This window comes from Bifidobacterium sp. W8114, from assembly GCF_016101165.1.
Taxonomy (GTDB): domain Bacteria; phylum Actinomycetota; class Actinomycetes; order Actinomycetales; family Bifidobacteriaceae; genus Bombiscardovia; species Bombiscardovia asteroides.
Window position 1 is genome coordinate 34917 of sequence record NZ_JACFRA010000001.1, and the last position, 18757, is coordinate 53673.

At 60.2% G+C, this 18757-nt stretch carries 15 protein-coding genes; 9 read left to right on the forward strand and 6 right to left on the reverse strand.

The annotated features are described in order from the left end of the window. The first annotated feature begins 103 nt into the window (after window positions 1-103). The 7 genes from prfA (at window position 104) to H3T89_RS00195 (ending at window position 8028) form a co-directional block, all read left to right on the forward strand. Window positions 104-1192 carry a peptide chain release factor 1 gene (gene prfA / locus H3T89_RS00165; RefSeq protein WP_198215842.1) on the forward strand — a complete coding sequence of 363 codons (1089 nt, stop codon included), beginning with the start codon at window positions 104-106 and terminating at the stop codon, window positions 1190-1192. After that, complete coding sequence (gene prmC, locus H3T89_RS00170; protein ID WP_198215843.1) at window positions 1189-2148, forward strand: peptide chain release factor N(5)-glutamine methyltransferase; 960 nt, start codon at window positions 1189-1191, stop codon at window positions 2146-2148. The genes prfA and prmC overlap by 4 nt, the downstream gene beginning before the upstream one ends. 76 nt (window positions 2149-2224) lie before the next feature. Further along, window positions 2225-2884 carry an L-threonylcarbamoyladenylate synthase gene (locus H3T89_RS00175; protein WP_198215844.1) on the forward strand — a complete coding sequence of 220 codons (660 nt, stop codon included), beginning with the start codon at window positions 2225-2227 and terminating at the stop codon, window positions 2882-2884. Further along, a complete protein-coding gene (locus H3T89_RS00180; protein WP_198215845.1) occupies window positions 2881-4071 on the forward strand; it encodes an MraY family glycosyltransferase in 1191 nt (396 codons plus the stop codon). The genes H3T89_RS00175 and H3T89_RS00180 overlap by 4 nt, the downstream gene beginning before the upstream one ends. Window positions 4072-4137: 66 nt before the next feature. Next, window positions 4138-5685: an IMP dehydrogenase gene (gene guaB / locus H3T89_RS00185; RefSeq protein ID WP_024626690.1), complete on the forward strand. Its 1548-nt coding sequence runs from the start codon at window positions 4138-4140 to the stop codon at window positions 5683-5685. Between the two features lie 194 nt (window positions 5686-5879). Continuing rightward, window positions 5880-6581 (forward strand): oligoribonuclease, encoded by a 702-nt coding sequence (orn, locus tag H3T89_RS00190; protein ID WP_198215846.1) that lies wholly within the window; start codon window positions 5880-5882, stop codon window positions 6579-6581. Window positions 6582-6621: 40 nt separating this feature from the next. Further along, entirely contained in the window at window positions 6622-8028 is a 1407-nt protein-coding gene (locus tag H3T89_RS00195; protein ID WP_198215847.1) for a PIF1 family DEAD/DEAH box helicase, read from the forward strand. A 45-nt stretch (window positions 8029-8073) separates the two neighbouring features. Here the strand turns inward: H3T89_RS00195 and H3T89_RS00200 are convergent, their stop codons facing one another. The 4 genes from H3T89_RS00200 to H3T89_RS00215 all read right to left on the reverse strand — a co-directional run bounded on the left by H3T89_RS00200 (window position 8074) and on the right by H3T89_RS00215 (window position 11842). Next, window positions 8074-8544 carry a GNAT family N-acetyltransferase gene (locus H3T89_RS00200; protein ID WP_198215848.1) on the reverse strand — a complete coding sequence of 157 codons (471 nt, stop codon included), beginning with the start codon at window positions 8542-8544 and terminating at the stop codon, window positions 8074-8076. Window positions 8545-8790: 246 nt separating this feature from the next. Beyond that, window positions 8791-9558, reverse strand: a complete 768-nt coding sequence (locus tag H3T89_RS00205) for a hypothetical protein (protein ID WP_198215849.1) — start codon at window positions 9556-9558, stop codon at window positions 8791-8793. Beyond that, window positions 9558-11060, reverse strand: coding sequence for a hypothetical protein (locus H3T89_RS00210; RefSeq protein ID WP_198215850.1), 1503 nt, complete (start codon window positions 11058-11060; stop codon window positions 9558-9560). The genes H3T89_RS00205 and H3T89_RS00210 overlap by 1 nt, the downstream gene beginning before the upstream one ends. Beyond that, on the reverse strand, window positions 11057-11842 hold the full coding sequence (locus tag H3T89_RS00215) for an ABC transporter ATP-binding protein (protein WP_198215851.1): 786 nt from the start codon (window positions 11840-11842) through the stop codon (window positions 11057-11059). Before H3T89_RS00215 ends, H3T89_RS00210 begins: the two co-directional genes overlap by 4 nt. 307 nt (window positions 11843-12149) lie before the next feature. On the opposite strand from H3T89_RS00215, the gene H3T89_RS00220 reads away from it, so the two are divergent. Next, window positions 12150-13964: a proline--tRNA ligase gene (locus tag H3T89_RS00220; RefSeq protein ID WP_198215852.1), complete on the forward strand. Its 1815-nt coding sequence runs from the start codon at window positions 12150-12152 to the stop codon at window positions 13962-13964. Window positions 13965-14091: 127 nt separating this feature from the next. Here H3T89_RS00220 and H3T89_RS00225 read toward each other — a convergent pair whose 3' ends face one another. Continuing rightward, window positions 14092-14946 carry an exodeoxyribonuclease III gene (locus tag H3T89_RS00225; protein WP_198215853.1) on the reverse strand — a complete coding sequence of 285 codons (855 nt, stop codon included), beginning with the start codon at window positions 14944-14946 and terminating at the stop codon, window positions 14092-14094. A gap of 1061 nt (window positions 14947-16007) precedes the next feature. Here H3T89_RS00225 and H3T89_RS00230 point away from each other — a divergent pair. Beyond that, entirely contained in the window at window positions 16008-16508 is a 501-nt protein-coding gene (locus tag H3T89_RS00230; RefSeq protein WP_198215854.1) for a single-stranded DNA-binding protein, read from the forward strand. Between the two features lie 121 nt (window positions 16509-16629). Here the strand turns inward: H3T89_RS00230 and H3T89_RS00235 are convergent, their stop codons facing one another. Further along, the gene (locus H3T89_RS00235) at window positions 16630-18723 is read right to left on the reverse strand and encodes a M13 family metallopeptidase (protein ID WP_198215855.1); all 2094 of its coding nucleotides are present in this window, start codon (window positions 18721-18723) and stop codon (window positions 16630-16632) included. Window positions 18724-18757: the final 34 nt, after the last annotated feature.

The following is an 18757-nucleotide window of genomic DNA, read 5'->3' on the forward strand; positions in this document are numbered from 1 at the left end:
CACTTCCAACGCCAGTCCCTTCCGGGTCGCTCTGCTATGCCCGGTGGGGACTGGCGTTTTTTATGACTTGAACCATGCGGATGAGCGGACGGGAAGGGTGTAGATGAGTGAGGAGCAGTTTCCGGCGGCGGTGGCTGCCGTCGAGGAGTACGGTCGCCTGGAAAAGCAGATGAGTCAGCCCGAAACGGCTTCAGATCCGGCGCAGATTCGCAAGTTGGGCCGCAGACATGCTGAGCTCGCTCCCATTGTCGAAGCCTATCAGGCCTATCAAAGCGCCCTGGAAGACAGCCAGGCGGCCGAACAGATGGCACGGGAGGATCCTGACTTCGCGCAAGAGGCCAAGGCCATGGCTGACCGTATACCTGATCTGGAACAGAATCTGCGTACCGCTCTTATTCCGCGTGATCCCGATGACGGCCGTGACACGATCATGGAGATCAAGGCCGGCAGCGGCGGCGAGGAGGCGGCCCTCTTCGCTGGCGATCTGATGCGTATGTATGTGCGTTATGCCGAAAAACGAGGCTGGACCACCGAGATCATGAGCGAGAACCGCACTCAGCTGGGAGGGGTCAAGGATGCCCAGCTGGCCATTCGCGCTCGCGGCCAGGTGGCTCCGGCCGACGGTGTCTGGGCCTCGCTCAAGTATGAGGGTGGTGTCCATCGGGTTCAGCGCATTCCCGTCACCGAGTCCCAGGGCCGCATTCAGACTTCAGCCGCTGGTGTCATCGTCTTCCCGGAGGCCGACGAGGACGACGACGAGATCGAGATCGACCCCAAGGACCTCAAGGTTGACATCTTCATGAGCTCCGGCCCGGGAGGACAGTCAGTCAACACCACCTACTCCGCTGTGCGCATGACCCACATTCCCACGGGCATTGTGGTCTCCATGCAGGATGAGAAATCCCAGATACAGAATCGTCAGGCTGCCCTGCGGGTGCTCAAGTCACGTCTGCTGGCCATGAAGCACGAGGAGGAGGCTGCCCAGGCAGCCGACATGCGCCATTCCCAGGTCCGTTCCCTGGATCGGTCCGAGCGTATCAGGACCTACAACTTCCCCGAGAGCCGGATTGTGGACCACCGAACCGGCTACAAGGCCTACAACCTGGAACAGGTGCTGGATGGCGACCTGCAGGCCGTCATCGATTCCGATATTCAGGCCGACGAGGCCCGCAGAATGGCATCACAGGGGTGAGCCGACAGAAGCGTGGGACCAGTTTGGCTGGACTGGTCGATGGGGGCCATCGCCTGCTGGCCCAGGCCGGTGTGTCCACTCCCCTCAATGATGCCAGGCTGCTCCTGGCCGATGCTTTGGGGTGTGATCTGCACCAGCTGGATCAGGCTCTGCTTTTGGACCGGACTGCTCAGGAACTGCTTACGAATGAAGGTGGTTGCAGACAGACTGATGGTTTTCGGTCGGCTGCCCTGGAACGTTATCGGTCCTATCTGCAAAGGCGAGCCGGCCGCGAACCCCTGCAGTACATCCTTGGCCACGCTTACTTCCGTTATTTGGATCTACGCCTGGGACCGGGGGTCTTTATTCCACGTCCTGAGACTGAAACGGTGGTCCAGGCGGGAGTAGATGCCTTGGCCGGAGTGGATCATCCACTGGCAGTGGACCTGTGTTCCGGTAGCGGAGCCATCGGTCTGTCCTTGGCCACCGAGGTTCCAGGAGCGCGGGTCCGGGCCGTGGAGGTTGACGAGCAGGCATATCGGTGGGGCGTGCTGAACGCCGTCGCTCAGGAGTCTGCCATCCGAGAGGCTGGATCCGACTATCAGCTGCTGTTGGCCGATGCCACGGATCCCGCCACCCTGTCTGATCTGGATGCCCAGGTGGATCTGGTCATCAGTAACCCGCCCTACGTCCCAAAGGATGTGGTTCCCAGCCAGCCCGAGGTGCGTGATTGGGATCCAGATCTGGCCCTCTATGGCGGTTCGCCCGACGGCTGCCTGTTGCCCTGCCGCATTCTGGACAGGGCCATGATTTTGCTTGCTCCCGGCGGTCTGCTGGTCATGGAGCATGACGCCTCCCAGGGACCGGCCATGGTCGCTGCCGCATTGAAGCGGGGGTATCTTGAGGCACGCACCTATCAGGATCTGGCTGGTCGAGACCGCTATCTGACAGCCCGGCGGCCAGTCTCCGCGTCCTAGCGGCCTGCCGTGGTCCTGGGATAGATTAGTAGCTGGTCACATGAACATGTCGAGCCGAAAGGTCGTGATGCAGGGTATGAGCCAGGTGATGACCTATGACAGTCGGTCGCCGCAGTTGCTGGCCCAGGTGGTGGCCGCCGGTGGACTGGCGGTCATTCCTACCGACACTGTCTATGGCATCGTCTGCGATCCATGCAACGATGCGGCCATTGATCGGCTCTTCCGGGCCAAGCACCGTCCCAGGACCAAGTCCATCCAGGTGCTGTTGGATGGGGTTGAGATCATGAAGCGACTGGATCTTAGCCTGTCTGCTCCTCTTGATCGTCTGGCCGACGCCCTGTTGCCGGGCCCTTTTTCACCTATTGCCCTTGTAGGGCAGTCCTGCCCTCTGCGCACCCCTCGGATGGAGCCCGATGGTCCCACCCAGGCCGTCAGAGTGCCTGACTCGCCCATCTGTCGGGCACTTTTGCAGGTGACCGGACCTTTGGCCGCTTCCAGTGCCAATAGATCGGGCAATCCCAGCGTGGAGACCGTCCAGCAGGCCAGAGCCGAGCTGGGTGATAGCGTCGACCTTTACCTGGACGGGGGGCCGACCCCTGGATCAGTGGCCAGCACGGTGGTGGCAGCGGACAAGGCTGATCCTGACGGGATACATGTGCTGCGGCAGGGCGTAATCGGTGAGGCCCGGGTCCGGGCCCTTCTGTCGGGCCGCTCCAGCGGAGGGGAGGGCCAGTGAGGGTATATCTGTTCATTGCTGCCATCGCTGGCGGGGCCACCTGGCTGGTCATGCCCATGGTTCGCCATCTCGCCATCCGGGTCGGCGCCGTAGGTGTGGTCCGCGCTCGCGACGTACATAAGGTGCCCACCCCTCGGATGGGCGGTTTGGGCATGTTGATCGGCTTTGCCGTGGCCATGTGTTTCGCCTCCCGTATCCCCTTCATAACGGGCCTCTTCCAGTCCGGACATCAGGCCTGGGTCATCCTTGCAGGGGCCGTAGCCATCTGCCTGCTGGGTATAGCCGACGACCTCTGGGACCTGGACTGGATGCTCAAGCTGGCCGGCCAGCTGCTGATTTCGGTCTTCGTCTCCTGGGGCGGAATCCAGATCATCTCCCTGCCTTTGGGATCCCTGGTGGCGGCATCGCCCAGCCTGTCCATGGCCATAACGGCATTCCTGATCGTGGCCTCCATCAATGCGGTCAACTTCGTGGACGGACTGGATGGCCTGGCTGCAGGCATCGTGGCCATCGGAGGCATTGCCTTCGCCATCTACTCCTATATCATTGCCCGCATCTCGCCCGATTACGCCTCTCTGGCCACGCTGATCGACGTGGCCATGGTGGGCATTTGCGTGGGATTCCTACTGCACAACTGGCATCCGGCAAAGCTTTTCATGGGCGATTCAGGATCCATGCTGCTGGGCTACCTGATCACCTGCGCATCCATCGTGGTCACCGGCCGACTGGATCCGGCCACCATTCATGCCAGCATCTATCTGCCGGCCTTCATGCCCATTCTTCTGCCCATCCTGGTGCTTTTCCTGCCTGTTCTGGACATGTGCCTGGCCATCATCCGAAGACTCAGCCATGGGCAATCACCCATGCACCCCGACCGCATGCACCTGCACCATCGTATGCTGCGCATCGGTCACACGGTTCGTTCCGCTGTCCTTATTCTCTGGGGCTGGGCCGCCCTGATCGCCTTCGGCTCGCTCTTTATTCTTTTCTTCCGTCTGCGATATGTCCTGATTGGTCTGGCCCTGGCCGCCATACTGCTGACCTTCGCCACCCTCTACCCCTACTACCGCCGGCGTCTTCCCGAAATCAGGCGCGAGAACGCCCTTCTTGCCGCCCAAGGCTCTCAGCACGCAGCCAGACCGCCCTGGCATCGCAAGAGCCGCCATGATAAAGATGAGGACAACTGATTCGCTGGATGAAATAGTACGGACACGGTACCACGAACGGTCAAGAAGCACTTGTAGCATGGTGCTATGGCTATGGAAAACCCACAAAGCGAACCTTCCTCCTACACTCAACTCCCTGACGCCTTCCAGAAAATCGGTCTGGCCTATGACGACGTCCTCCTGCTGCCCAATGAATCTGATGTCATCCCCTCCGAGGTAGATACCACCACCCGGCTGACTCGGAACATCACCATGAAGTCCCCTGTATTGTCGGCTGCCATGGACACCGTCACCGAGGCCACCATGGCTGTGGCCATGGCCCGTAACGGCGGCATCGGCGTCCTCCACCGCAATCTCAGCATCGAAGATCAGGCCAATCAGGTCGATATAGTCAAGCGGTCCGAGTCCGGCATGATCTCCGACCCCCTGACCGTCACCCCGGATGCCACGCTGACCGACCTGGACAAGCTCTGCTCCACCTACAAGGTCTCCGGTCTGCCCGTGGTGGACCGTCGGCAGCGGCTGGTGGGCATCATCACCAACCGCGACATGCGCTTCGTCAATCCCGCTGACTTCGACCGGCTCAAGGTCAGCGACATCATGACCAAGGACCATCTGATCACCGGTCCGTCCAACATCACCAAGGAGGACGCCCATCAGCTTCTGGCCAAGTACAAGGTGGAGAAGCTCCCACTGGTCGATAGCGAGGGCAAGCTGACCGGGCTGATCACCGTCAAGGATTTCGTCAAGACCGAGCAGTACCCCGAGGCCACCAAGGATGAGCGCGGCCGTCTGCGCGTGGCTGCGGCTGTCGGATTCTTCGGCGATGCCTGGCAGCGCATCACCGCCCTGGCCGATGCCGGGGTCGATATTCTGGTCGTGGACACCGCCCATGGTCATGCCAAGCTCATGCTGGATATGATTCGCAGGATCAAGGCTGATCATGCCTTCGACCATGTGGATGTGATCGGCGGCAACGTGGCCACCCGCGAGGGTGCCCAGGCGCTGATCGATGCCGGCGTTGACGCGGTCAAGGTCGGTGTGGGCCCTGGCTCCATCTGCACCACCCGCGTGGTGGCTGGCGTGGGCGTGCCCCAGCTGACCGCCGTCTACGATGCCGCCCTGGCCTGCCGCCCTGCCGGTATCCCTCTGGTGGCCGACGGCGGAATCCATTACTCGGGAGACATTGCCAAGGCCATCGTGGCCGGGGCCGATTCGGTCATGCTGGGCGGTCTGCTGGCAGGTACTGAGGAGGCCCCTGGCGAGAAGGTCCTCCTGCATGGCAAGCAGTACAAGGTCTATCGGGGCATGGGCTCCCTGGGCGCCATGGCCCCGCGTGGCAAGAAGAGCTACTCCAAGGACCGCTACTTCCAAGCCGATGTCACCAGCTCCGACAAAGTGGTGCCCGAGGGCGTCGAAGGAGAGGTGCCCTACCGCGGTCCGCTCAACTACGTGCTCTACGAGCTGGTCGGCGGCCTGCACCAGACCATGTTCTACACCGGTGCCCGCACCATTCCCGAACTGCAGCGCAAGGGCCGGTTCATTCGGATCACCGATGCCGGTCTGCGTGAATCGCATCCCCATGACATCGTCATGACCAAGGAGGCTCCGAACTACTCAGGATTCCACAACTGAGCCTACATAGGCAGGTGATCGGCGCAGGATTTCGTCAGGGCCTGCGCCGATTGCATATTTCATGTCAGTCATGGTCCGGTCGTCTGGGCTGGCGAACCTTTCGCCGGTCACGTGCTGGCGGTATCTTGTAATGTTCCGTCCAAGGCGACGGAAGGAGCGACCCGGGAGGCAACCCGGATCTGAAAGGCGTACAGATGAGCGATAAGAATGATCTGACTTTCTCGGCGGAGGAATCCCGCATGATCTGGATAGACTGCGAGATGACCGGTCTGGATATCTTCCATGACGAGCTGTGCGAGGTCTCCGTGGTTCCTACCGACTTCAACATGAAGGTTCTGGACAAGGGCATCGACCTGGTCATCAAGCCCTCCCAGGCTGCCCTGGACCATATGGGGGATTTCGTCAGGAGGATGCATACTTCCTCCGGCCTGATCGAGGAGATGAAGACCGGCCTGGATCTGGAACAGGCGCAGCGTCAGGTGATCGAGTACATCAAGCCCTTCCTGCCCAAGAACGGCAAGGCCCATCTGGCCGGCAACTCTGTGGGCTCCGACAAGAAGTTCCTTGACAGGTACATGCCCGACCTTATGGCCCTTCTGCACTACAGGGTCATCGACGTGAGCACCCTCAAGGAGCTGTCCCGCCGCTGGTACCCGGACGTCTACAAGAACAAGCCGGCCAAGCATGGCGGCCACAGGGCCCTGGCCGACATCATCGAGTCCATGGACGAACTGCGCTACTACCGCTCCATGTTCTTCCTTCCGGCTCCAGGACCCGACCAGGCCCAGTCCAAGGCCGGGGCGGAACAGATCGAGCAGACCAGTCTTCTGCGCGATTACGAAGAGTCCGGCAATCCGGTCGAGGATGCCAATAAGCCTGAGAAGACCGACTACTGAAGGGCGTGGCCATGTACCTCTGACGTGGCACCATGGAGGCATGCAGCAATCCGAAGCCTTGACCATATTGAATGCGGGGGCCAATGCCTTCATCACAGGTGCCCCCGGGTCGGGCAAGACCTTTGTGCTCAACGAGTTCGTCGCCCAGGCTCGTCAGGCCGGGGCGGTTGTGGCGGTGACCGCCTCAACCGGCATCGCCGCCACGCACATCAACGGCCAGACCATCCATTCCTGGAGCGGTGTGGGCATCGCCACTTGCATGACCGAATCGCTCCTGAAGCGGATCAAGACCCGCCGTCGTAGACAGATCGAAGGCACCGACATCCTGGTCATCGATGAGGTCTCCATGATGCATGCCTGGCTCTTCGACATGGTCGACCAGGCCTGCCGGGCGGTTCGTCACAGCCCCGAACCATTCGGAGGGATCCAAGTGGTTCTTTCCGGGGACTTCTTCCAGCTGCCACCGGTGACTCGATCCAACCGAGCTGCAGGAATACTGCCCAGCCCTGAATTCCAGGCTGCCCGGGAACGCTATGCCCAGGCCGGCAAGGACCCGGACGGGTTCGTCACCGAATCACTGGTCTGGCAGGACCTGGACCCGATTATCTGTTACTTGACCGAGCAGCATCGCCAGGACGATGGCCAGCTGTTGACCGTCCTGACTGACATCAGGGAGGGCGGCGTCACCCAGGAGGACCATGAGGTCCTGGCCTCCCGAGTCGGCGCAGTGCCCGCACCCGGTCAGGTGGCAGTCCACCTCTTCCCGGTCAACAAGCAGGCCGACACGCTCAACGACCAGCGCCTGGCCGCCATCGACGAAGAGGCCCACCATTACCAGGCCACATCCCGCGGCGAGGCCAGACTGGTGGAGCGGCTGAAGAAGAACATGCTGGCCCCCGAGGATTTGGCCCTGAAGACCGGAGCCGCAGTCATGGCCCTGCGCAACGACCAGGACCATCAATATGTCAACGGTTCTATAGGTACAGTCAGCGGATTCACCAGCTCGGCCAAGGGGGGATGGCCGATTGTCTCCTTCCAGAACGGCAACGTGGTCACCATGAAGCCTGTCGCCTGGGAGACCATGGATGGGGACACGGTCTTGGCCGCCGTCAACCAGGTGCCTCTTCGCTGTGCCTGGGGAATCACCATTCATAAGTCCCAGGGGATGACCCTGGACAGGGCGGTCATAGATCTGAAACGGACCTTCGCGCCGGGGATGGGCTACGTGGCCCTCTCCCGTGTGGAAAGCCTGGATGGGCTCTACCTGACGGGCATCAATGAGCACGCCTTCCTGGTTTCTCCCGATGCAGTCGTTCTGGATGCGGGTTTGAGGGCCGAATCCAAGGCGGCCTGCGCCCGTCTGAAGGATGAAGGTCTTGGGTCCTTCACCAAGCGCGCCGTCGGTCAGGAACCAGAAGACGAATTCAGCCAGGACGAACTTTTCTGATTGGTCGCCCTTACCGGTCTTGATCCGGTGTAGTCATCCGGGTCGCTAGAGGCACCATGACAGGCGGACCATGTCTTTAAGGGTGATTCCGTTCTCGACAATGGGTCTCTGGTAGCGGTTTACAAAATAGTTCCGCTCTATGCGGTCCATGCGAAACCCACAGGTCTGGTAGAAGCAAAGGGACCCAAAACTGGTGGATCCGGTGCCGACTTCCAGTCTGCTCAGACCCAACCTGACGGTCTCCATCTTGGCTCGGTCTATTAATCTACTTCCGAATCCTTGTCTGCGGTAAGCGCGGTCCACGCTGATGTTGGCGATTTCCAAGGCGTCCGCACCCGGTCTGATAAGCAGCATGGCGCCGGCCAGAGATTGTCCGACTCGTATTTCGTAGGCGCAGGAATGGGCGAAAACGTCATGGATCATTCCTTCTGAAGGATCGGCCTCCAGGAGGAGCCTCATGTGCTCTGTGTCGAGGTTGGTAAAGGTCTGGATGGTCACACCCGGCTCTGATGACATAGGTGCCCGCCTTGTCCTTGTAAATCAGAAAACCTGTTCGATATGTAACCATCATATCTTGGCTGTCTTCATGGGGGAGGGTAGCGCTGGTCAGATGCTGGTTGTCAGGTTGCGGTTTTACCGACTTTTTCCTCAATGCGCGTTTTGATTACGGGTTCGTTTGACGGCCAGGCTCACTCGGACAAACTCATGCGCTGTTAAGGCCGACAGCGTCTCACACCTCCCACAGGCAGCTGTGCCGGCTCTTTATTTCCTGTCCATGATTATTCCCCGGCCTCCTGTGACCGTCCAGAGCAGGACGGCGAAGACTGTCAGGACCGCGGCAATCGTCGGCCAGGCCCCCTGTCCAGGAACGGGTGGTCTGATGTCCTTGGGGTATAGACGGAGCGTCATGCCCATGCCTACCTGCGCACCTTGGCTGGCGATATTGATCACTGCCAGCCCCACGCCCAGCCCAAGCCCATAGAAACGGCCCAGTAATGCGATGCCGAGCATGATCAAGGATGCGTCGACCAGGCCGTTGCAGGCAGCCAGCCTGAGCAGCGACTGTGCGCCGTGGGAGCTCGGTATGGTAAGGAGGAGGCCGAGAAGAAACGGCAGCATCAGCATGCCTGTCCCGGCGGCCAGGGCTCGCCAACGGACGCGCGCCAGGTTCAGGCGCTCCCAGGTGGGCATAAGCGGGGCAAGCATGACCAAGGCGCACGCACTGAACGCTGCGTAGGCCAGTTCGGCCATGGGCACGATACTGGGCACGGCGCTTTTGCCTTGTGGGCATTGGGTGTGCACGGCGCCGTTGAATACCGCTGCATGTGGATCGGGAACGCAGACATACCCGTAATAGGCCGGCCGGGCATAGATCTCCCCGCCGGTAGCGCCAGCGGAGGCGGAGGCGAGCAGGAAGGGCACGGTCGCAGTCAGCACGACGAATGCCAAGGCCGCCCATGGGCGGCGCCCAGCCAACCATCCGACCGAGATTCCGCCTTTCATGGAACCACGTCGATGCCGGCCGCCCATCAGTGGTTCTTCCCCAGATCATTGATGACATCGGACGGTGTGACGGCGCAGCGTTCGATCCCAGAGAGGTTGCGACGCACGTAGGTATGGAACTCTTCGTTAGTAGCGTTGTTAAGCAGATCGGCGGCAGGGCCTCGGGCGCTTCCCATCCCGGAGGATCCGCTTCCTCCGCCCAGCGACTCGTAGACGGTCTCTCTCATGCGCTGGGGCAACTGCTCCAGCACGAAGGCGGACACGCTGGCGCCGTCATCCAATGTCCGTTGTTTATACACGTTTTTAAGTGCCGTAGCCGCGCAGTCAGCATGGACGAATTCCTTCACGATGGCCTGTGTGACATCAGCTAGGTCGCTGTATCGTCCAGTGCGTTCGGTGACTGTGTCGGTCATTATCTGTATCTTCTTGCCGCCCAAGTGTTCCAGTTCGGCCAGGCCTTGGCCGGTGAGATTCCACGTCTGGCCGTGGGACGTAGGCGTAAAGGCGTTGCCCAGCAAAAGCACAAGACCCGAGCTGCCTTCCACACTGTCTTTGGGAAACCATGAGGCGACCGACCGCATATATCGCATGTAGCGTCTCAGGTGGGCGCCATCATCCGGGTGGGAGCACACTGACAGCGGCACGCCGTCTATGCTTTTGCACACCGGGGTGAACGGAGCGGATCGTCGCCATTCCGCCGGGCCGGACATGGCTACCAGGCCCCCGGCAGCAGTCGGAACTAAAAGAAGCACAGCCAATGGGGCGACTATCCATGACAGGCCGGGCTGCCACTGGTGTGCGGTCAGCATGCATGCCGCTGTGGATGCGGCCAGCACTACTGCGACCAAGATCCAGCGCACTGTCACCGCTGAAAGGTTAATACTGAGTCCCGGCTCGGCACCGATGCCCGTGTCCATCATCGGCATCACCACGGCCAGCGGCGGCCCCCAGGCTCGGGGAAACACGTCACCCTTGGGTATGCGCGGCATCAGCAGCACTAAGCTGCCCCAACACAGGGCAGCAGGCAAAAGCGTGGCCGGCACCAGGGACCAGCGGCTGCCCATGATGGTCCCGAGCGCATAGCCGAGGGCGAACATGGCCGCCGGCACTGCCATACCCATGAGCAAGGCTCCCACGGGAACCGACCCGCCTGTGAACCGCAGTGTCTGGACGATGGCGGGAAGACAACCTGCCGCATAGGCCAGGGAACTCAATGCGGCACCCTTGAGGACAGGCACGCCATATCTGCGGACAGACGGGCCCCCGATCCAGGGCGGCGCGACCATGGATCGCGGGGAACACGCTTTCCAGGCGCTCCATGCGCCGAACATGCAGGCGATTACATCCGTCACCAGATGCATCCAGGTCAGGTCGAACTGCAAGGCCGCATCCGTCAGTGCCCACGGGGACGCATCTGATTGGCCGACTCCGTAGTTGCGCACCGATAATGCGGCCGGATATGCCATCATTGACAGAAAGAACACCAGCGAGCTCACCGGTGACAAGGGATTGAGCAGACGGGCCATCATGAGACCTCACCCTGGTCGAATGGCAGGTGTCCGGATCCCGTCAGCAGCCGTCGATAACCGGATTCCCAAGGCGATGCCATTGAGTCCTCAGGATCGGCCAAGGCGGCGAGATCATCCATGCGTCCGTCCAGGAGCAGATGCCCGTGGTCGAGTACCAGCACGCGGTCGGCGATTGCGGCTAGATCCTCGACCAAATGCGTGCTCACCAGCACTGTGTGGCTGTCCGCATATGCGTCGAGGAATTTACGCACCTCAATGCGCTGCACCGGATCAAGGCCAACGGTCGGTTCGTCCAAGACAAGCACGTCGGGACGGGCGACAATTGCACACGCGATGCCCGCCCGTTGACGCATGCCACCGGACAGGCTGCGCACCGGGCGGCGAGCTTCCACGGACAATCCCACCTGTTCCAATGCCCACACCGCTGAATCACAGGACGCCTTCCATGGCAGACCGCGCGCCCATGCGGCGTACCGAACATTGCGCGTCAGGCTGGAGGCATTCATCAGCTCGAACGATTGCGGCAAATATCCGATTCGGCTCCTGGCCCGACGTCGTCCAGCGCTTGTCAGCACATTCGCTCCGGCAATCCTCACACCGCCCGAGGAAGGGCGCGACAAGGTGGTCACGATATTCATCAGCGTCGTCTTGCCGGCACCATTGGGACCCAAGAGCCCGAATACGCCGTTGCCGAAGCTCAAGGACACATCCGACAGCGCCTGTTTGCGGCCGTAGGAGAAAGACACGTGCGAGAGGGAAACGTCTACTTTATAATTCACCATTGAACCAACTAATAAAAACTTGAACTAATTTTATTTCAAAATATATTTAATTCTATACGAGATAACTGCTTGAGTCAAATCGGCCTGCTTGGCAGGGCAAATGAACGGTATCCGGGAAGATGCGGTCTCCGTATTCCGCGGCATCATGGCCGGCCTCCGGTGCTTCTCCAAGGCGTGACCACCAGGACAATGTAAATGTATGATCAGCGCGATCAATAATTCCCAGATTTCTGGCTCCCCTTCGGCAAATTGTCACAGGTCACCTTCTATGGCTGCTTGTCCCTTTGCGCGCATATCTTTGGGAGGTATGAGAACCAAAGCCATGCGCATGTCAACCCTCTTTCTGCGGACCCTCAGGGAGGATCCGGCCGACGCCGATGTGGACTCGGCCAAACTCCTGCAGCGGGCCGGTTACGTTCGCAAGGTGGCCCCTGGCATCTTCACCTGGCTACCGCTGGGTCTGAAAGTCCTTGATAAGGTCCAGGCTGTGGTCCGGGAGGAAATTAACGGCATTGGCGCCCAGGAGGTCCACTTCCCGGCCCTGCTGCCTCGTGAGCCCTACGAGGCCACCCACCGCTGGGAGGAGTACGGTGAGAATCTCTTCCGACTCCAGGACAGGCACGGCGCTGATTACCTGTTGGCTCCCACCCATGAGGAGATGTTCACCCTTTTGGTCAAGGATATGTACTCCTCCTACAAGGACCTGCCGGTTGTCCTCTACCAGATTCAGACCAAGTACCGCGACGAGTTCCGACCCCGCGCCGGGCTGATCAGGGGTCGCGAGTTCATTATGAAGGACGCCTACTCCTTCACTGTGGATGAGGATGGGCTGAAGAAGGCCTACCAGGATGAGCGCGGCGCCTATGAACGAATCTTCAAGCGTCTGGGTGTCAAGTACGTAATCGTCCATGCGGTCTCCGGACCCATGGGGGGATCCGAGTCCGAGGAATTCCTGGCTCCGCTGCCCATAGGCGAGGACACCTTTGCCCTGGCTCCCTCGGGGAAGGCATGGAACGTGGAGGCGTTGACCACCCCGCGTCCCGATCCGATCGACTACGCTGAGATTCCCGCCATGCAAGAGCTGGATACCCCCGACTCGACCACCATCGACACCCTGGTAGAGCGGTTCAACCAGCTGCACCCGCGCGAGGACGGCCGGGACTGGACCGCTGCCGATACTCTGAAGAACCTGATCGTCGCCGTCAAGCACCCTGCGGATGATGACCATCCCGAGGGCTGGCGGGAACTGGTGGCCGTCGGCCTGCCGGGTGACCGCCAGGTGGACATGAAGCGGTTGGAGGCCCAGTTCGCCCCGGCCGAGCTCGAGGAGGCCAATGAGGCTGACCTTGCCACCCACCCCGAGCTGGTCAAGGGATACATCGGTCCTCGCGTGCTGGGCCCCCAGCGTTCGGACATCGAGTCTGCGGCCCATATCCACTACTTCCTTGACGCCCATGTGGCCCCTGGCTCGGCCTGGGTGACCGGTGCTGATGCCCAAGGCGTGCACTTGGCCAATGCGGTCTATGGGCGTGACTTCCAAGCCGACGGAGTGGTGGAGGCCGCCGAGGTCCGTCACGGGGACATGAGTCCTGACGGATCAGGGCCGCTCAGCTTTGAGCGTGGCGTGGAGATTGGCCAGGTCTTCCAGCTCGGACTGAAATACTCTGACGCACTGGGTCTGAAGGTCCTGGACAATAACGGCAAGGCGGTACCGGTCTGGATGGGCTGCTACGGCATCGGCATCTCCCGCGTGCTGGCCTGCATTGCCGAGATGCATCACGATGACAAGGGTCTGGCCTGGCCCAAGGCTGTCGCTCCTGCCGCGGTCCATGTGATAGCCACCGGCAAAAAGCAGGAGGCCTTCGATGCCGCAGAGAAGCTGGTCGCCGACCTGGAGGACCGTGGTGTGGAGGTCGTCTATGACGACCGTCCCAAGGTATCCCCCGGGGTCAAGTTCAAGGATGCAGAGCTGATCGGGGTCCCCCTGGTCGCTATTGCCGGTCGCGACACCATCGCCAAGGGCACCATCGAGATTCGCAACCGCGACGGTTCTGATGTGCAAGCTGTTCCTGCCGATCAGACCGCTCAGGTGATTGTGGATCGGATCGCTGCCCTGCAGTAGGCTATGCCACGCTCATAGTTGTTTATCGCAACCAATATAGAGGGTGGGGCTTAGGCCGTGTCATGATGCACGCGACCAAGGCCCCACCCTTTTGGTTGTATCGGTTTGGGTTCAGATATCTATCCGGTCAGATGCGCAGCAGAATGGGCAGGTGGTCCTGGCGCTCGCCGGTGTCCACAGGTTCGCTGGTGCTGACCTGACCTGAGATTCGGTTGGAGGTCAGCCAATAGTCGATGCGCCAGCCGGAGTTGTTGATCTTGCTCTTTGGGGCCCGCTGGGCGAACCAGGTGTAGACGCTGCGGTGGTCATCGTAGAAGCCTGCGGCATCGCCATGGATCTTTCGGAAGGTGTCGGTGAAGCCTGCGTCCAGCAGAAGGCCGAACTTCTCGCGCTCCTGATCGGTAAAGCCAGCGGAGTGGTGATTTGAGGCAGGGTTGGCGATGTCGATCTCTTCGTGGGCCACGTTGAAGTCGCCACATGCCAGGACCGGCTTGCGGGTATCCAGTTCCTGCAGGTAGCGACGGTAGCAATCGTCCCAGACGCCGCGTGGCTTGAGCCTGACCAGTCCCGATCCTGAATTGGGGGTGTATACCGTGGTCACGAAGCAGTCCGGGAACTCCAGGGTGAGCATGCGGCCCTCGTCATCCATCGTATCCGGGGCGCCGATGCGGGGGCGGGTCACGGTAGGCTCCGGCAGGCTCTTGCGGTAGAGCATGAGCGTGCCTGCGTAACCTGTGCGGGCCGGGGCCTCGGAGCGGCGGTCCACCTCCTGGTAATCGGGGAAATAGCGCATGAGCGCCTTAAGAATGCCTGCGGATTTCTTCTGATCGCCGTTGAGTTTGGTTTCCTGGATGGCTACGACATCAGGGTCCAGATCCCGTATGGTCTCCACCACCCTCAGGGAGAGGGCGCTACGGCTGCTTTTGCCCAGCAAGGCGGCGTTGAGCGAATCGATGTTCCAACTGACCAGCGTGTGAACCATGACTGCGGGTCCTTCCAAACCGTGCCGATGTATCTGCTCTCACAGTTTAGCCCAGGACCAATGCCCGATGGTCTTGGGCAGTGAAAGCATCGGTAATCATGCCTTCACTGGGATAAGCCGAGTGAATGCCGTCTTCGAACGCTGCTCCCCTGGTTTCTTGCGTCGATCTTGCGGCTTGTTTCCACGTCTGCACGTCAGCCTCGAGCAGAATGATAGGCTGCGACCTTCTCTGGTTCGGAATGGAGTTGCCTGAGTCTCTCATTCTTTTGTACAGCCGTGTGTTTCCTGACGGATAGTGACTGGTTACGACTGTCCATCTGGAGTGTTCATGAGGTAATCGGACCAGCATCGCTGAAAGCGGCCGAGAACAAGATAATGGGTGGCGGTTTGTCTTATAACTAACGCAGGCCGCCACCCATTATCGGTGATGAAGTCACGGGAATTAAAGGCCAGGGCCGCCCATAGGCTATTGCCTGGATTTATGTATGCTGTGTTCTGTTCTTCCTGAAGTACCGAATCAACAATGTAACGAGTATGGCAGCTGCCACCATCCCTGCTATGCATCCCACTATCGCTATACGCCCGCAATTGCTTCTGCAATCATATTGTGTCCACCTCTCTCCTTGAATAATCACCAATTATGAGTCGTCAAGGCATTATCACCATTGACGTTTACCTGCATCCGAGCCGTCCATTTTTCGTTAGCAAGTTTTCATAATTAATGGGGTATATCCACATTGCTTTACCTGACGAAATAGATCTTCCTGGCAATAGACTTATTTCGGATTTTATGGAAGAAAAGTTGGTCTGTCCACAATGTGAGTTTGGCCGTGTTAGTTCGACCACAATGGTCTGCAGGTCGGGTATGGGGACGTGGGCGGAGGCAGGATGGATTCACCGTTCGACGGAGGGTTCCTGGCCGGGGCCTGTCCCTTCCCCCGCTCCGATTATCCGCGCTCTGGTCGGGGATCCTCCGTCGGATGGCCTCACCGCTGCAAGATCAGGAATCGACTGGCAGATTTACAGCGTCGGATTCATAACATCAACAGAGAGGTTCGGGTATGTCCATCAACGAAATAAAAACGACTGTCTTCGGTTTTATGGGGACCCAACCAACTCGTCTGGGACAGCCGGGGTCTACACCTGTCTGCTCCTTCAGGTTGGGCTCTACGCCGGCCTATTACGATGCTGCGGCTGGGGTGTGGAAACGAAAATCCACCACCTGGCTGACGGTCAAAGCCTTCAGGACCCTGGCGGTCAATGCCCTGGCCTGTCTGCACAAGGGCGATCCGGTCATGGTGACGGGATCTTTAGTGACGGAGGAGTGGATCAGCGATGGCCAGCAGCACAGCAGTCTGGTCTTGGTGGCGGATGGCATCGGTCACGACCTGGCCCGGGGACAGGACACCTTCACCAGGATCCGATCGGGTACAGCGCCTATTGATGAGGGGGCCGTCGGTCCGGATCCTTGGACCACGCCGCTTACATCTTCGCCGTCCGAAACTGCCTCCGCGCCGTCTGCGGCCGAGCGGACATCGGTAGAGGTTTCCGATGCCGGATGAGTAAGGTTGTTTCGGTCGAGCAAGACGAAGGCGGGAGGCCGACCGATTCCCGTCGGCCTCCCGCCATGATCAGCAGGCTTATTGAAACCGTCAACCAACCAACGAATGCAATCGAACCGATCTACCAGATCTTGACCCGTGCTTTGGGTTCCAGCCACATACCGTCCTCGGGGGTGACCCCAAAGGCCTGATAGAAGCGGTCCACGTTTCTGACGATGCCGTTGGTGCGGAATTCAGCAGGGGAGTGGGGATCGATCTGCAGATACTGTTCGGCTAGCTGATCCCTGTTCTTGGTCCTCCAGATGGAGGCATAGGACAGGAAGAACCGTTGCAGGCCGGTATAGCCGTCCATGACCGGAGCCGAGGCCAGCGCCTGGTCCATAGTCGCATCGTCTGTCCCTGCTGTGCCGCCCTCCTTCTTCTGCAAGGAGAGGGCATAGGCCTTGATGGCGATATTGACGCCTCCCAGGTCCCCGATGTTCTCGCCAATGGTCAGCGCGCCATTGACATGAGGTGCTTGCTCGGGCTTGTCGGCGTACTTCTCGGCAAGTTGCTGGGGGACAAATCCGTTGTACTGCTCGATGAGTGCCTTGGTCCGCTGTTCGAAGTTTTCACGGTCCTGCGGGGTCCACCAGTCCTGCAGACGTCCGTCACCGTCGTACTTGGAGCCCTGGTCGTCGAATCCGTGGCCGATTTCGTGGCCGATGACCGACCCGATGCCTCCGTAGTTGACGGCGTCGTCGGCTTCTGGGTCGAAGAAGGGCGGCTGCAGGATGGCTGCGGGGAAGACGATGACGTTCAGAGTGGGCTCGTAGTAGGCGTTGACCGTCTGAGGGTTCATCAGCCACTCTTCCTTGTCCACTTGCTGGCCGGCCTTGCCGAACTGGTAGCCGGACTCGTAGAGGTTGGCCCGTCGCACGTTGTCGACCAGGCCCAGCTTTTCGTCCACAGCCAGCGCCGTATAGTCGCGCCAGTGTTCGGTGTAGCCGATTTTGGGCGAGAATTTGTCCAGCTTGGCCAGGGCCTTGACCTTGGTCTGTTCGCCCAGCCAGTCGCTGGAGGTGATGGAGACCCGGTAGGCATCGATCAGGTCTGAGACCAGGGCCTCCATGCGGGCCTTGCTGGAGGCAGGGAAGTGCCGACGCACATATTCGCGTCCGACCTCCTCGCCGCAAATGCCGTTGACCAGGGAGACGGCTCGCTTCCAGCGGTCCCGCATCTTGGTCGTACCTGAAAGGACCTTGCCATAGAAGTCGAACCTGGTCTGATCGAAGTCGCTGCTGAGTAGGCCTGCCCACTCGATCAGGGTGTGTACGCGGGCCCAGAGTTTGAGATCCTCAAGGTCGCTGGTCTTCCAGAGCTCGTTCAAACCCTGCAGGAAGGAAGGTTCGTGCACAATGGTCCTGGACAGGGCTGAGCTCAGATCAACCGGTTGCAGATTGGCGACAGGGCTGGCTGCATATGCATTCTGCCAGGACTCGATCCAGGTGTGCAGATCGAAATCGGCGAGCGTTGACTCCAGGTCGGCCAAGGTCGTGGGATTGTAGGTACGATCCTCATCTCGGGTGGATACGTTGTCCCAGTGGCGTGCCGCTATACGAGTCTCGACCTCAAGGAAGGACTCCGCCTGCCTTTGTGCATCCTCCTGGTCGTTGGCGTAGCCGGAGAGCCTGAGCAGGGAGGCCACCATGTCGGTGTAGGCCTGGCGGACCGGGGCGTAGCTCTTCTCCCGGTAGTAGGCCTCGTCGGGAAGTCCAATCCCGGCCTGTTCCATATGAGCCACATTGACGCCGGCGTTGCCTGGATCGCCATAAATGGCGATGCCAAACAGATCGGGTCCGCCCGTAGGGTTGAGCTGACCGAGCAGACTGGTCAGCGCCTTCTTGTCGGACACGGCATCAATGGCCTGCAGGTCGGGGCGGATCGGTGCCATTCCTGCAGCTTCGATGGCATCGGTGTCCAGGAAGCTGCGATAGAGCAGGGCTGACTTGACTGCCGGGGATTCCGGATCCTCGAGGATTTCATGGATCTGTGCTTCGGCATCTTCGGCAAGCTTGTCGAAGGAGCCGAACCGGGAGCGGTCCTCGGGCAGACTGTAGGTGTCGATCCAAGGGCCGTTGACGAAGCGAAAAAGGTCGTCCTGGGGCCGGATCACCGAAGAGAAGGAGGCCGGATCAAGTCCGGAGGAGGTCGTGGATGCTGTAGATTGTGCCATGGTACAAGCCTAGCCATCTTTGGTGACATGCCAT